We start from the raw sequence: 13,846 nt of genomic DNA, 5'->3' as shown, positions 1-13,846 counted from the left end.
GGGGAAGTGTCGCTTTCGCGGGGTGGACGGGGCCGGCCCGGCGGGTTCTGTCACTCTCGCGCCACAGACCCCGGCCCCGTCAGCCCGCGACGGCCCGGTCGGGCCGGATCGCGAAAGCGACACATCCCCGCTGAACATCCGCGGTGAAGTGTCGCTCTCGCGGGGTGGACGAAGGCGGCGCGGCGAGACCTGTCGCTTGCACGCCACAGACCCCAGCCCCGCCCGTCAGCGCCACAGACCCCGGCCCCGCCAGCCCGCGACACCCCCCGGCCCCGTCAGCCCGCGACGGAGTCCGCCCGGCCGAACCCCGGGGTCGTCGCCCGCTCCTCGCGCGCTCCGGACCGCCCGGCGCGCGCCCGGACCGCCACGGTCACGACGACCACGGCCACCGCGGCGACCACGGCCGTCACGGCCGTCGGCACGGAGACGAGCGGCCCGTCGAACCGGGCGACCGCGACCCACGCCAGGCCCCACGCGAGCGAGGCCGCGGGTGCCAGCCGCCCCCGACCCCAGAAGGCGACCAGGACCCCGACCAGACCGGCCACCGCGGCGATCGCGACGCCCCAGACGTCCTGCCCGAGTCCGAACCCGCGGAAGCCGGCGGCCGTCAGCACCGCGGCCGTGTTCGCTGCCGTCGCGACGCAGACCCACCCGAGGTAGAGCCCGAAGGTGCCGTCGGTCAGCACCGCCTCGACGACGCCGGTCGAGCGGGTGCGGCGCAGGATCGAGAACGTCCACACCAGCACCGCGAGCAGCGCGACGATGATCGGTTCGCTCGCCCACAGCCAACCGAACTGCACGGACAGGATCCACGCGGCGTTGAGCAGCAGCGACAGGATCGCCGGCACCACCAGTCGCCCGTGCCGGTCGTCGTTCGCGGTGCGGAAGAGCTGCAGCACGGCGTAGCCGACGAGTCCGGCGTAGACGACGCTCCAGATCGAGAACGCGGGGCCGTCCGGGGCGATCGCCGTCGAGGACGCCGACAGCGCACCGCCGGCGGCGTCCTGGATGGGGGTGCCCCCGGCAGCGCCCGAGCCGACGTACGCGCCGATGAGGGCGACGACCGCGCTCACGGCGACCGCGACGCGCTTCCAGATCCTCTTCATGACAGTCCCTTTCGTCAGCATGCTGATCACCTGCACCGTAGGCGGCGGAGGAGGGCGGTCGTGCAGCGCACGCACAGGCACGACGCACGCCGACTGGCGGGGGCGGCACGGGCCTCCCGGCCGCCCCCGGCCACCGGCGTGCCGCGACCCTGCGTACGGTGGTCCCGTGAGCCTCGAGCTGAACACCGTCTACATCGACCGCATCGCCCCGATCGCGAGTCCCTCGCTCGACGACACCTTCCGGATGATGGCCGAGCAGGGCGCGAGCTCCTGCATCGTCCTGCACCAGCCCGACGCCCAGGAGCTCGGCGACGTCGCGGTCGCACTCGATCTGCACGAGCTCGCGGTCGAGGACTCCGCCGAGGGGCACCAGCGACCGAAGCTCGAGCGCTACGGCTCGACGCTGTTCGCCGTGCTGAAGCCGGCGCTCTACAACGACCAGCAGGAGGAAGTGGCGTTCGGCGAGGTGCACGCGTTCGTCGGCGAGGACTTCTTCCTCGCGGTCGTGCAGGCCGACCCGCGGGGCCGGCAGACCGTGCCGCGGGCACTGCAGCGGATGAGCGGCAAGCCCGGGCTGGTGACCGTCGGGCCGCAGGCGCAGCTCTGGGCGCTGATGGACTCCATCGTCGACGGCTACCTGCCGGTGATCGACGGGCTCGAGGAGGACATCAACCAGATCGAGGACCAGCTGTTCAGCGGCGAGGCCGGGGTGTCCCGTCGCGTGTACGAGCTGTTCGGCGAGGTCGTCGACTTCCAGCGGGCAGCGCGCCCGCTCATCCACATCATCGAGAGCCTGCACCGGGGCGCCGAGAAGTACCACCTGCCGATCGAGATGCAGCGGCGCTTCCGTGACGTGCTCGACCACGCCATCCGGATCGTGGAGCGCCTCGACACGTTCCGGCAGCTGCTGCAGAACGCGCTGACGGTCGACTCGACGCTGGCCGCGCAGAAGCAGAACGACGACACGAAGCGGATCTCGGGCTGGGCGGCGATCCTGTTCGCCCCGACGCTCATCGCCGCGATCTACGGCATGAACTTCACGCACATGCCCGAGCTCGGGTGGACGTGGGGGTACCCGCTGGCGATCGTCGCGATGGTGCTCTTCGCCGCGGCGCTCTGGGTGGTGTTCAAGGTCAAGCGCTGGTTCTGAGCCGCGCGTCGGGTTGCGACGCGCGGCTCCGACCCGGAAGGCTCGGACGTGCAACGACGCCGACTGGAGCCCGCATGCCGCACGACATCGTCCACCTGACCGCCGGGGGCGTCTCCCTCGTGCTCGACTGCCGCGACCGGGCGCTCCCCGCCGTCGTGCACTGGGGTGCGGCGCTCGGCCCCCTCGACGCGGCGGCGCTCACCGCCCTGGCGGACGCCGACGTCGCGCCGGTCTCCCCGAACGAGATGGACGAACCCGTGCGGGTCGCCGTGCTCCCGGAGCCGCACCGCGGGTGGAGCGGTCGCCCCGGGCTCGCCGGCCACCGCGACGGCCACGACTGGGCGCCGGCGTTCACGGTGCGCTCGCTCGACGTCACCGACACGTCGGTGACCGCGGACGCCGTCGACGACACCGCCGGACTCGCGGTGCGCCTGACGGTCGAGGTCCTCGGCTCCGGCCTGGTGCGCGCCCGCGCCGCCGTCACGAACACCGCCGAGGGCGTCTACACGGTCGACGACCTGACCGTCGCGCTGCCGATCCCGTCCCGTGCGCGCGAGGTCCTGGACTTCGCCGGGCGTTGGGGCAAGGAGCGCACCCCGCAGCGCCGCGCGCTCGTCGTCGGCACGCACCAGCGCGAGGGCCGGAAGGGCCGCACCGGCGCCGACGCCGCCACCGTGCTGAGCGTCGGCGAGCCCGGCTTCGGCTTCGCGCGCGGCGAGGTCTGGGGCGTGCACACGGGCTGGAGCGGCAACCACCGGCACCACGCGGAACGCCTGGCCACCGGCCGCCAGGTCATCGGCGGCGGTGAGCTCCTGCTGCCGGGCGAGGTCCGGCTCGACACCGGTGCGACGTACCAGGGGCCGTGGGTGTACTTCGCCCACGGCGACGGCCTCGACGAGCAGGCGCGGCGGTTCCACCGGTGGCTCCGGAGCCGTCCCGGTCACCCGCGCACCCCGCGGCCGGTGACCATCAACGTCTGGGAGGCCGTGTACTTCGACCACGACCTCGCCCGCCTGACCGACCTCGCCGAGCGGGCCGCCGCCCTCGGCGTCGAGCGGTACGTGCTCGACGACGGCTGGTTCCGCGGCCGACGCGACGACCACGCCGGCCTCGGCGACTGGTTCGTCGACGAGGACGTCTGGCCCGACGGCCTCGGCCCGATCGTCGACCGGGTCCGTGCGCTCGGCATGGAGTTCGGGCTCTGGTTCGAGCCCGAGATGGTGAACGAGGACAGCGACCTCGCACGGGCGCACCCGGAGTGGATCATGCAGGCGGACGGCCGGGTGCCGGTGCGGTCCCGGCACCAGCAGGTCCTCGACCTCGCGATCCCGGCGGCCTTCGACCACGTGCTCGAGCGGATGACGGCGATCATCGGCGAGTACGCGGTCGACTACGTCAAGTGGGACCACAACCGCGACCTCGTCGACGCCGGCTTCCCCGGGGGCGGGGCCGCCGTGCACGAGCAGACCCTGGCGACCTACCGGCTCATGGCGACGCTCAAGGAACGCTTCCCCGCGCTCGAGATCGAGTCGTGCTCGTCCGGTGGCGCCCGCGTCGACCTCGGGGTCCTCGAGCACACCGACCGGGTGTGGGTGTCGGACGACATCGACCCGCTCGAGCGGCAGCACATGCACCGGTGGACGCAGCAGCTCCTGCCGCCGGAACTGCTCGGCGCGCACGTCGCGAGCGGGGTGAACCACACCACCGGTCGCGCCCACGACCTCGCCTTCCGCGCCGGCACGGCCCTCGTCGGGCACCTCGGCATCGAGTGGGACCTCGCCCGGGCCACCCCGGCGGAGTCGACCGCGCTCGCCGAGTGGATCGCCCTGTACCGGGAGCTCCGCGGTCTGCTGCACGGTGGGGACCTGGTGCGCTCGGACGAGACCGACGACTCCCGGCTCGTCTACGGCACCGTCGCCGCCGACCGTCGGAGCGCGGTGTTCTTCCTGGCGAGCATCGGCCGGTCGGACGTCTCCGGAACCGGCCGGGTCACCTTCCGCGACCTCGACCCGGGCACCTCCTACCGCGTCGACCCGATCGTCATCGGGGACGGGCACGGCCTGGTCCGGCCCGACTGGTGGTCCGGCCCGCGGGTGTTCGACGGACGCGTGCTCGGGAGCGTCGGCCTGCAGCCGCCGCTCATGCCGGCCGACTGCGTGGTGCCGTTCCGGGTCACGGCCGTCTGAAGGCGGGCGGACGGGAGGCCCGGGTCGGCCCCGCCGGTCGGCACGCCTCCACGAGGTGGCCGCGTCGGCCGCGTGGCCGGCTCGGCCGCGTGCTCGGGTCGGCGGCGGGGATCGCTAGGCTCGTCGTCATGCCGCACTCCGGTCTCGCGACCCCTGTCTGGGCGATCAAGCTCGCGGTCATCACCGCCCTGGTCGGTGTCTCGGGCGGCATCGCCGGGATCGCGGTCTGGCTCGCCCTGCAGCTCATCCAGTTCGTGGCGTTCGGCTACGGCTTCGGCGGGCACCTCGAGGCCGCCGACGCCCCCTCCGGCCTGAACCGGTTCCTGGCGCTCACCGCCGCGGGCGTGCTGACCGGCGTCGCCTGGTGGGCGCTCCGCCGCTGGGGCCGCACGATCGTGCCGGTCACCGCAGCCGTCGACGGCGGGCGGATGCCGGCCCTGGCGACCCTGGCGAACGCGGGCGTCCAGATCCTGGCCGTCGGGCTCGGCGCGTCGATCGGCAAGGAGGTCGCGCCGCGCGAGGTCGGGGCGTGGCTCGCGCAGGTCGTCACCCGCCGCGCGGGACTGACCCCGCGGGAGACGAGGATCCTCGTCGCCTGCGGTGCGGCCGCCGGTCTCGCCGCCGTCTACGACGTCCCCCTCGGCGGCGCGCTCTTCGCGGTCGAGGTGCTGCTCGGCGAGATCAGCCTGGCGACCGCCCTGCCCGCCTTCGCGACGAGTGCGATCGCGGCGATCACCGCCCGTCTGGTGATCCCGGACGAGGTGCTCTACGACGTGCCCGCGATGCACCTGTCGCCGTCGCTGCTCGTCTGGGCCGTCGTGGTGGGACCGGTGCTCGGGTTCGCGGGCGTCGGCTTCGTGAAGCTCACCAACCGGCTGCAGGGCATCGCGCCGAAGGGCTGGCGCCTGCTCGTCGTGCTCCCCGTTGTGTTCGCGATGATCGGGCTCGTCGCGGTCCCGTTCCCCGAGATCCTCGGCAACGGTCGAGCGCTCGGACTCGTCGCCATGAACACGTCCCTCGACGACCAGCTGCTCGCCGGACTCTCGCCGATCCTGCTGCTCCTGCTGCTCGGGGTCCTGCGGACGGTGACGACCGCGGCCACCATCGGCGCGGGAGCGGTCGGCGGTACCCTGACGCCCTCGATCGCCGTCGGGTCCGCGATCGGCGGCGGCCTGGGCGGAGCGTGGCTGCTGCTCTGGCCGGCCGACGGCCCGGGCCTCGCCGCCTTCGCGTTCGTCGGCGCCGCGGCGTTCCTCGCCACCACGATGCGGGCGCCCTTCACCGCCCTCGTGCTCGTCGTCGAGTTCACCCAGCAGGGCGTGGACGTCCTGGTGCCGGCACTGCTCGCGGTGTCCGGCGCGGTCGCCGTCGCACACGTGCTGGCCCGCCGGCGCAGCGCCCAGATGGTGTGAAGACCCCGAACGTCCCGGAACACGGTGCCGTACCCCGGCCTAGCATCGGCGGCACGACGGAGCGACGGGCTCCGCACCGAAGCGAGGAGCAACCGATGGCGGGGTTCGACGACATCACCAAGAAGGCCCAGGAGTTCCTGAAGGACGGCAAGGTCCAGGATGCCCTGAAGAGCGAGAAGGCGGAGGACGTCAGCGACAAGATCCTCGGCGGGGTCGCCGACGCCGTCAAGAAGGCCACGGGCGGCAAGTACGACGACAAGATCGACGGCGCCCGTGACGCTGCCGACGAGAAGATCGGCAACGAGTAACCGACGCCCGACCCGACGGCCCCGGACCACGACGGTCCGGGGCCGTCGTGCTGCCGACTGGACGTGGTCGGGAACAACGGCCACCATGGACGGGTTGCTCCGGACAGCAGCACCAGGAGGACGAGACGTGACAGTCGTGGCGCCGAACCAGCCGCTCACCGAGGCCGAGGTCGAGACGATCAAGCAGGACTTCCCGATCCTCGCGCAGGACGTGAACGGGCACCCCTTGGCGTACCTGGACTCCGGTGCGACGGCCGAGCGCCCGCACCAGGTCCTCGACGCCGAGCGCCGGTTCCTCGAACACGACAACGCCGCCGTCCACCGCGGCGCGCACACGCTCGCGGCGCTCAGCACCGACGCCTACGAGGAAGCCCGCGCCACCGTGGCCGGGTTCATCGGCGCCGCCGGTCCGAACGAGGTCGTCTGGACCGCGAACGCCACGGACGCCCTCAACCTCGTCGCCCACGGCCTGGCCGCCGCCAGCCTCGGGCGCGGCGGCGTCGACGCGGCACGCTTCCGTCTCGGCGTCGGCGACGAGGTCCTCGTGACCGAGGCCGAGCACCACGCCAACCTCGTGCCCTGGCAGGAGCTCGCCGCCCTGACCGGTGCGACGCTCCGCTGGATCCCGGTCGCCGACGACGGCACCTGGACCGCCGAGGACGCCGCCGCACGCATCACCGACCGCACGAGGGTCGTCGCGTTCGCCCACGTCTCGAACGTCACCGGGATGGTCGCCCCCGTCGAGCAGGTCGTCGGACTCGCGCACGCCCGCGGCGCCCTCGTCGTGCTCGACGCCTGCCAGTCCGCGCCGCACCGGCCCCTCGACGTGCAGCAGCTCGGCGTCGACTTCGCCGCGTTCTCCGGGCACAAGATGCTCGGCCCGAACGGCATCGGCGTGCTCTGGGGGCGCAGCGAACTGCTCAACGCGCTGCCGCCGTTCCGCACCGGCGGCTCGATGATCACCACCGTGACGATGGAGCACACGGAGTTCATGCCGGCTCCCGAGCGCTTCGAGGCCGGCACGCAGCCGGTGTCCCAGGCCGTCGCGCTCGCCGAGGCCGTCCGCTACCTGCAGGGCATCGGCATGGAGCGGGTCCGCGCCCACGAGGAGCACCTCGCCCGCCGGATGCTCGACGGCCTCGCCGCGGTCCCCGGCGTCCACGTCGTCGGGCCGCCCGCAGGCGTCCCCCGCTCCGGCCTCGTGTCGTTCGACGTCGACGGGGTGCACGCCCACGACGTGTCGCAGTACCTCGACGCCCAGGGCATCGCCGTCCGCTCCGGGCACCACTGCGCGCAGCCCCTGCACCGTCGCCTCGGCCTGACGGCGACGAGCCGCGCGAGCACCTACGTGTACACGACCGAGCACGACGTCGACCGGTTCCTCGCCGCCGTCGGCGAGGTCCGCGACTACTTCGGAGCGACCGCGTGAGCACCCTCGACTCCCTGTACCAGCAGGTCATCCTCGACCACGCGAAGGCCCGGCACGGCGACGGCGAACTCGCCGACGCGGACGCCTCGCACTTCGAGCGGAACCCGACGTGCGGCGACGAGATCACGGTCAGCCTGCGACTCGAACCCGGCACGGACCGCATCGCCGGGCTCGCCTGGCAGGGCGACGGCTGCTCGATCTCGATGGCCTCGGCATCGGTCCTGACGGACATGGCCGTGGGCCGGACCGTGCCCGAGTTCCTCGCGCTGACCGAGGAGTTCCGCACGATGATGCGCTCCCGCGGCGTCGGAGAGCCCGACGAGGACGTCCTCGAGGACCTCGTCGCCTTCCACGGCGTCTCGAAGTTCGTCATGCGCGTCAAGTGCGGCATGCTCGCGTGGGTCGCTGCGGAGGCGGCCGCGCGTGAGGCGACCGCGTCCCGTTGAGCCGGGCTCGGCTCGCGATCGTGACCACGTGTCGGACGTGAGGTCACGTGCGGGCACGACCCGTGCCTCCCGTCCGCAGCCGGGGGCCGACCGGTCCGCGGAACGTCCGGGTCGGGTGCGGGACCGGGGACCGCGGTGATCATCGAGACGGAGCACCCCGGCGCGGCCCGGGCCCGGTCGATCGTGCGGGCGTACCTGACCGAGGTCGCGTCGCGGTGGTACGGGCGGGCGGCGACGCCGGCCGAGGTCGAGCAGGCGCTGCTCGACGAGCCCTCCGACGACCTGCAGGGCGAAACCGGGGTGTTCGTCGTCGCCGTCGACGGGGGAGCGGTGGTGGCGTGCGCCGGGGTGCGCTTCCTCGGCGACACCGGTGAGCTGACGAAGGTGTTCACCCTGCCGGAGCACCGCGGTCGCGGCGTCGGCTCGGCGCTGCTGCGCCACGTCGAGGAGCTCTGCCGGGCGCGCGGGACCACGACGCTGCGCCTGGACACCCGTGCCGAGCTCGCCGAGGCCTGCGCGCTCTACGAACGGCTCGGCTTCGAGCAGGTCGCGCCCTTCACCGAGGACCCGTACTCCGACCGCTGGTACACCCGCGCGCTCTGACGCCGCCGCCCGCCGCCGCACCGGGTGCCGGGTGCCGGGTGCCGGGTGCCGGGTGCCGGGTGCTGTTTCGCGCGTCGGGGGTCGTTCCGCGCATGGGGAGCTGTTCCGCGCGTAGGAGGGCTGGCGAACCGGCCTCCCACGCGCGGATCTGCTTCCCACGTCACGCGCCATGGGAAGGAACGTCGGGCTCGTACGCTTGCCCCGTGACCGATCGCGTGCGTGCCGCCGTCCCCGAGGACCTCGAGGGCCTCGCCGCGATCGAGGACGAAGCGGACAGCGCGCTCGTCGACCTGCTGCACCCCGAGCGCTGGGACCCGGCGCCCTCCGGCGTCGAGCGTGCCGCGCAGCCGGGGTTCGTCCTGGTCGCCGAGGTCGACGGACGAGTCGTCGGCTTCGCCCACGTGCTCACGACGGCCGGGTGGGCACACCTGGAACAGCTCTCGGTGCTCCCTGCGCACGGTCGGCGCGGGCACGGCCGGGCGCTCGTCGAGGCGGCGAAGGAGCGTGCCCGCGCGGAGGGGTACCGGACGATGACCCTGCGGACCTTCGCCGACGTCCCGTGGAACGCGCCGTTCTACGCGTCCGCCGGGTTCGTCGAACAGGAGCCGTCGACGGACGCCGACCGGGCGCTCGTGGACGTCGAGGCCCGCCTCGGTCTCGACCGGCTGGGACGCCGGGTGCAGATGGGGGTCGAGCTGCTCAGCTGATCGCGCCGATCTCACGGAGCGCGTCGCCGACCGTGACGTGCTCGTCGTGTTCCTGCGCTCGCAACCACCGGGCCTTCGCGCGTGCCACGGTGGCGTCGTCGAACCCGAGCAGCTCGTACAGGCCGTCGAGCTCACGGTGCACGAGGTACGCGAGCCGGAGCGGGTACTTCCGCTCCGGGCTCGCGTAGCCCTGTTCCGCGAGCTGCGAGAGGACGTCGGGATCGGTCTCCCGCGCCTCCATGAGCAGGACGACGCTGCGCGACCGGGTCAAGCCGGACAGGAACGCGGACCGGACCTGCGGGTCCGGGTCGGTCGCGAGCACGATCTCGACGGCGAGCGGGAGGTCCTCTTCTCCGGCGAGCCCCCAGCGTTGGCTGGTGTCCCCGCTGATCGCGGTGAGCACGTCGGGGTGCACGCCGAGGCCGCGCTCGCCGCGTGCCGGAGCCGGGGCCGCTGGCGCCGTGCGCCGAGCCGCACCGTCCGAACGCGCCGAGGGGAAGCCGACGCCCGCGTACACGGTGTGCGCGATCGGCAGGAACTGCAACGCCTCGTGCAGCGCGGTCGCGGCGTCCTGCACCGCCGGAGCGGTCACGTCCCCGTCGGCGGCATCGAGTGCGGCCGCGTAGGCGGACATCGCCGCGTGCTGCTGCTCGACCGCCCCCGCGAACATCTCCTTGCCGCGGACGGTGTCGCCGACGAGCCGCGGGTCGAGGTGCACCGACATCGCGCTCGGGTCCGGCAGGTCGCCACGAGCCGTGGCGCCGCCCGACATCGTCACGGTGAAGGTGTCGTCGTCATCGGTCACCTCGTCGACGGTACCGGGTCAGGGGAGCGTGACGACGAGCTTCCGAGCGGAGACACCGGCGCGGAGCTCGGCGAGGGCGTCCGGGATCGCCGACAGCCCCGTCCCCACGACCGAGGCGGTCGGGGTCGCCTGGTAGCCGCCGCTCCGCAGGGCCTCGGGCAGGAAGTCGCGGTAGATCGCGGGGCCGACCTCGGACTCGGTCGGGCGGCCGCCCCAGATCGCGGTGACGTGCACCCCGTGTCGACGCTCGAGCCGTGCACGGATCGTCGTCGCCGGCGTCGGGTACGCCGAGGCGAGTCGGCCGGAGCCGGTGGCGGCCCGGACGATCGGGAGCGTGCGGGTCAGCGATCCCTGGCCGAAGGCGAGGGTGCCGGCGAGCTGCCGGTCGGCGAGGGCCTCGACGATGCGGCGGGCGGCGCCGTCGTCGCGGTAGTCGAACACGGCCTCGGCGCCGAGCGACCGGACGAACGCGTGGTTCCGCGGCGAGGCGGTGCCGATCACCGCGTACCCGGCGGCCCGGGCGAGCTGGACGGCGTTGGCGCCGACGCTCGTCGACGCTCCCCACACCAGGACGACCTGGCCGCGGTCGACCGGATCGGCCGTCGGGAGCGGCAGGCCGAGCTGGTCCGGCTCGAACAGTCCCGCGGCTGCGGTGGACACCGCGAGCGGGAGGACCGCCGCCTGCTCGGTCGCGAGGTCCTGCGGCACCGGGGTCGTCAGTCGTTCGAGCAGCAGGACCTGGTGCTGGAACGCGCCTTCGGCGGCGCTGTTCCGGTGCTGCTCCTGCCCGGCCGCGTACCCGAGGACCCGGTCGCCCGCCTGGAAGCGCTCGACGCCCGGCCCCACGGCGAGGACCGTGCCCGCGACGTCCGACCCGATCACCGTCCGGTACCGCAGCTTCGGGTACACCACGTGGCGGAGGAGCCCGCTGACGGCGTCGACCGGGTTGACGGCGACGGCCTCGGCGCGGACGACGAGTTCGCCGGGGCCGGGCTGGGGGACCGGTGCGGGGCCGACGGTGAACCGACCGCTCGACGAGGTCCAGAGTGCTGCGTTGCCCGATGGTGCCATGGTGTCCGGTTCCCTTGCTCGCTGCGAGTGATGACACGACGTGTCATCGCCCATTCAACCACGACACGACGTGTCATCACTACTGTGGACCCATGCGTTGGACTCCGGATGCCCGCGGGCGCCTCGAGCGGGCGGCGTTCGAGCTCTTCACCGAGCAGGGCTACCAGGCGACGACGGTGCCGCAGATCACCGCGCGGGCCGGGCTGACCACACGCACCTTCTTCCGGTACTTCGCCGACAAGCGCGAGGTGGTCTTCGCCGGCGACGAGATCCCGGTGCTCGCCCGCGACGCCATCGAGGCGGCCCCGGCCGGGCTCGACCCGCTCGACATCGTCGTGCGCGGCCTGCGCCGGGTCGCCGACGAGCGGTTCGAGGGTCGGCACGACGAGGTCGGTGCGGTGCGGCGGGTGGTGCTGTCCGAGCCGTCCCTGCGGGAACGTGACGCTCGGAAGCGCGCCGACCTGACGGACGCGGTGCGCGAGGGGTTCGTCGACCGGGGCGTCGACCCGACCGAGGCGGCCGTGGTCGCCGAGACGGCGGTGATGCTGTTCCACCTGGCGCTCGAGTCCTGGCTCACCGGCCAGGGCGGGCGCCGCATGGCCGACGTCGTCGACGAGCAGCTCAGCGTGCTCCGGACGCTGCTCGACCGGCACCGCGCAGGGTCATGAAGACGTCGACGCCGTCGTCGCTGTCGGGCGCGAACCCGTGCCGCTCGTACAGGCGTCGGGCAGGGCTGCCGGTCAGCACGTTGAGCCGGGTCGGCCCGGCGTGCGGTTCGTCGAGGACCGCCCGGAGCACCGACGACCCGACCCCGCGGCCCTGGACGTCCGGCGCGAGGTAGAAGTGCTCGAGCCACCGCGTGTCGCCCTCGACCCGCACGGTGACCGATCCCGCGTCGTGCCCGTCGACCACGACGATCCGGGTCAGCCGCGGCTCGAAGGCGTCGCGCAGGCGCTGCCGGACGCGCGTCTCGTCGAACACCCCGAGCCGGGTCAGGTCGTCGCGGAGCACCACGGCCCGGAGCTCGACGAGCCACTCGAGGTCGTCCGGGGTGCTCGCGCGCAGTACGACGTCCACCCGCCCAGCCTACGGAGACCGGGGCCGCGTCGCCGACCTCGTACGCTTGCCCGATGGACCACGACGGCGTCACCGACCTGCTGCGGTCCCGTGTCGCGTCGGCGCAGCACCCGCTCGTGGTCGGTGTCTCCGGGTACTGCGGATCCGGCAAGTCCACGCTCGCCCGCCGGCTCGAGCAGGTGCTCCCCGGGGCGGTCCGGATCCGGGGCGACGACTTCCTCGACCCGGAGCGGTCCCACCGACGATCGACCGACTGGGACGGCGTCGACCGGCAGCGACTGGTGTCCTCGGTGCTCGCGCCGCACCGAGCCGGACGGGCGAGCACGTTCCGGCGCTTCGACTGGTCGGTGCGCGCGCTCGGTCCGGCGGAGCCGCTGCCGCGGGCCGAGGTGCTCGTCGTCGACCTCATCGGGCTGTTCCACCCCGAGGCCCTCCCGCACCTGGACGTGACGGTCTGGTGCGACGTCGACCTCGACACCGCGGTCCGCCGGGGTCTCGCCCGCGACCGGGCACTCGGCCGCCGGCACGAGGCCCTGTGGCGGGACGTGTGGGTCCCGAACGAGCGCGACTTCGCGGAGCGGTACGCGCCCCGGGACCGCGCAGCCGTGCGCTACGAGGGCTGACCCGGCTCGGCCGCGCTCGGTGCGGTGCCGCCGCGCAGCGACCCGACCATCGCCCGCAGCACCCGGCGGGCGTCGGCGCGCTGGTCCTCGGTGAGGCCCTGGAGCATCCGCTGCTCGACCTCGCGGACGGCTGCGCTCGCCTGCGCCAGGCTGCGCCGCCCGCTCGCCGTCAGCTCGGTGGGCAGCGCCTTGCCGACCGACGGCTCGGACGCCCGCGTGACGGAGCCGTCGCGTTCGAGGGCCTGCAGCAGCACGTTCATGGACTGCCGGGTGACGAAGGTGCCGCGCGCCAGCTCGGAGTTCGACAGCCCGGGCCGTTGCGCGAGCAGCTCGAGGCACGAGTAGTGCGTGATCGTCATGCCGAGCGGCCGCAGCACGGCCTCCATCGACGCGCGGAGGGCGCTCGCGGCCTCCTTGAGGAGGTACCCGATCGAGGTCTCGAGGTCGATGCCGTCGGCGTCTTGACTCATGTCAGTAGTCTGACATACGCTCCTGTGTGTCAGAAGACTGACGTCAACGAAGGAGCACCCCATGCCCGTCACCGGCCCCGACTTCATCTCGCTGCAGACCCGCGACCTCGCCGCGTCGCAGGCGTTCTACGAGCAGTACCTCGGCCTCGTCCGCTCGCAGGCCGGCCCGCCGCACGCCGTCGTCTTCGAGACGACGCCGATCGCGTTCGCCCTGCGTGACCTCGTGCCCGGCACCGACCTCGACGCCGTCCCCCAGCCGGGCGTCGGCGCGGCGATCTGGTTGCACGCGACCGACGTGCAGGCGATCCACGACACCCTCGTCGCCGACGGTCACCGCATCGTCTCCGCGCCGATCGACGGTCCCTTCGGCCGGACCTTCACGTTCGCCGACCCCGACGGCTACCACGTCACGCTGCACGACCGCGCCTGAGCCGCGGGGCCGATCCCCCGTCC

16 protein-coding genes are annotated in these 13,846 nt (G+C 73.6%); 11 read left to right on the top strand and 5 right to left on the bottom strand.

The annotated features are described in order from the left end of the window. Positions 1–275: 275 nt before the first annotated feature. Complete coding sequence (locus tag BIU97_RS15310) at positions 276–1,106, bottom strand: tryptophan-rich sensory protein (RefSeq protein ID WP_071298063.1); 831 nt, start codon at positions 1,104–1,106, stop codon at positions 276–278. A 166-nt stretch (positions 1,107–1,272) separates the two neighbouring features. On the opposite strand from BIU97_RS15310, the gene BIU97_RS15305 reads away from it, so the two are divergent. The 8 genes from BIU97_RS15305 to BIU97_RS15270 all read left to right on the top strand — a co-directional run bounded on the left by BIU97_RS15305 (position 1,273) and on the right by BIU97_RS15270 (position 9,347). Next, positions 1,273–2,256 carry a magnesium and cobalt transport protein CorA gene (locus tag BIU97_RS15305; RefSeq protein WP_071260924.1) on the top strand — a complete coding sequence of 328 codons (984 nt, stop codon included), beginning with the start codon at positions 1,273–1,275 and terminating at the stop codon, positions 2,254–2,256. Positions 2,257–2,330: 74 nt separating this feature from the next. Continuing rightward, on the top strand, positions 2,331–4,442 hold the full coding sequence (locus BIU97_RS15300) for an alpha-galactosidase (RefSeq protein WP_071298062.1): 2,112 nt from the start codon (positions 2,331–2,333) through the stop codon (positions 4,440–4,442). A gap of 128 nt (positions 4,443–4,570) precedes the next feature. Continuing rightward, on the top strand, positions 4,571–5,854 hold the full coding sequence (locus tag BIU97_RS15295; RefSeq protein WP_071298061.1) for a chloride channel protein: 1,284 nt from the start codon (positions 4,571–4,573) through the stop codon (positions 5,852–5,854). Between the two features lie 95 nt (positions 5,855–5,949). After that, positions 5,950–6,162 (top strand): Rv0909 family putative TA system antitoxin, encoded by a 213-nt coding sequence (locus tag BIU97_RS15290; protein WP_071260932.1) that lies wholly within the window; start codon positions 5,950–5,952, stop codon positions 6,160–6,162. A gap of 136 nt (positions 6,163–6,298) precedes the next feature. Beyond that, a complete protein-coding gene (locus BIU97_RS15285) occupies positions 6,299–7,591 on the top strand; it encodes an aminotransferase class V-fold PLP-dependent enzyme (protein ID WP_071298060.1) in 1,293 nt (430 codons plus the stop codon). Next, a complete protein-coding gene (gene sufU / locus BIU97_RS15280; RefSeq protein WP_071260936.1) occupies positions 7,588–8,037 on the top strand; it encodes a Fe-S cluster assembly sulfur transfer protein SufU in 450 nt (149 codons plus the stop codon). The genes BIU97_RS15285 and sufU overlap by 4 nt, the downstream gene beginning before the upstream one ends. Before the next feature lie 135 nt (positions 8,038–8,172). After that, a complete protein-coding gene (locus tag BIU97_RS15275) occupies positions 8,173–8,640 on the top strand; it encodes a GNAT family N-acetyltransferase (protein ID WP_083420981.1) in 468 nt (155 codons plus the stop codon). Positions 8,641–8,843: 203 nt separating this feature from the next. After that, positions 8,844–9,347, top strand: coding sequence for a GNAT family N-acetyltransferase (locus tag BIU97_RS15270; protein ID WP_071260938.1), 504 nt, complete (start codon positions 8,844–8,846; stop codon positions 9,345–9,347). Here BIU97_RS15270 and BIU97_RS15265 read toward each other — a convergent pair. Together BIU97_RS15265 and BIU97_RS15260 are read right to left on the bottom strand one after the other, a co-directional pair. Then, positions 9,340–10,152 (bottom strand): hypothetical protein, encoded by an 813-nt coding sequence (locus BIU97_RS15265; protein WP_071298059.1) that lies wholly within the window; start codon positions 10,150–10,152, stop codon positions 9,340–9,342. The genes BIU97_RS15270 and BIU97_RS15265 overlap by 8 nt on opposite strands. Positions 10,153–10,170: 18 nt before the next feature. Further along, entirely contained in the window at positions 10,171–11,223 is a 1,053-nt protein-coding gene (locus tag BIU97_RS15260; protein ID WP_071298058.1) for a zinc-binding alcohol dehydrogenase family protein, read from the bottom strand. Positions 11,224–11,315: 92 nt separating this feature from the next. Here BIU97_RS15260 and BIU97_RS15255 point away from each other — a divergent pair, with 92 nt between their 5' ends. Beyond that, positions 11,316–11,891: a TetR family transcriptional regulator gene (locus tag BIU97_RS15255; protein ID WP_071298057.1), complete on the top strand. Its 576-nt coding sequence runs from the start codon at positions 11,316–11,318 to the stop codon at positions 11,889–11,891. Here BIU97_RS15255 and BIU97_RS15250 read toward each other — a convergent pair. Further along, positions 11,845–12,300, bottom strand: a complete 456-nt coding sequence (locus BIU97_RS15250; protein ID WP_071298056.1) for a GNAT family N-acetyltransferase — start codon at positions 12,298–12,300, stop codon at positions 11,845–11,847. The genes BIU97_RS15255 and BIU97_RS15250 overlap by 47 nt on opposite strands. A gap of 53 nt (positions 12,301–12,353) precedes the next feature. Between BIU97_RS15250 and BIU97_RS15245 the strand changes: the two genes are divergently transcribed. Beyond that, on the top strand, positions 12,354–12,923 hold the full coding sequence (locus BIU97_RS15245) for a uridine kinase family protein (RefSeq protein ID WP_071298055.1): 570 nt from the start codon (positions 12,354–12,356) through the stop codon (positions 12,921–12,923). Here the strand turns inward: BIU97_RS15245 and BIU97_RS15240 are convergent. Continuing rightward, on the bottom strand, positions 12,911–13,393 hold the full coding sequence (locus BIU97_RS15240; protein ID WP_071298054.1) for a MarR family winged helix-turn-helix transcriptional regulator: 483 nt from the start codon (positions 13,391–13,393) through the stop codon (positions 12,911–12,913). The two genes, BIU97_RS15245 and BIU97_RS15240, sit on opposite strands and share 13 nt — an antisense overlap. A gap of 61 nt (positions 13,394–13,454) precedes the next feature. Between BIU97_RS15240 and BIU97_RS15235 the strand changes: the two genes are divergently transcribed. Then, a complete protein-coding gene (locus tag BIU97_RS15235) occupies positions 13,455–13,823 on the top strand; it encodes a VOC family protein (protein ID WP_071260949.1) in 369 nt (122 codons plus the stop codon). Positions 13,824–13,846: the final 23 nt, after the last annotated feature.

The sequence above is a fragment of the Curtobacterium sp. MCBA15_009 genome, assembly GCF_001864895.1.
Taxonomy (GTDB): Bacteria; Actinomycetota; Actinomycetes; order Actinomycetales; family Microbacteriaceae; genus Curtobacterium.
Note: the sequence above shows the minus strand (reverse complement) of the source record. Positions and strands in the feature narration are given on the sequence as shown.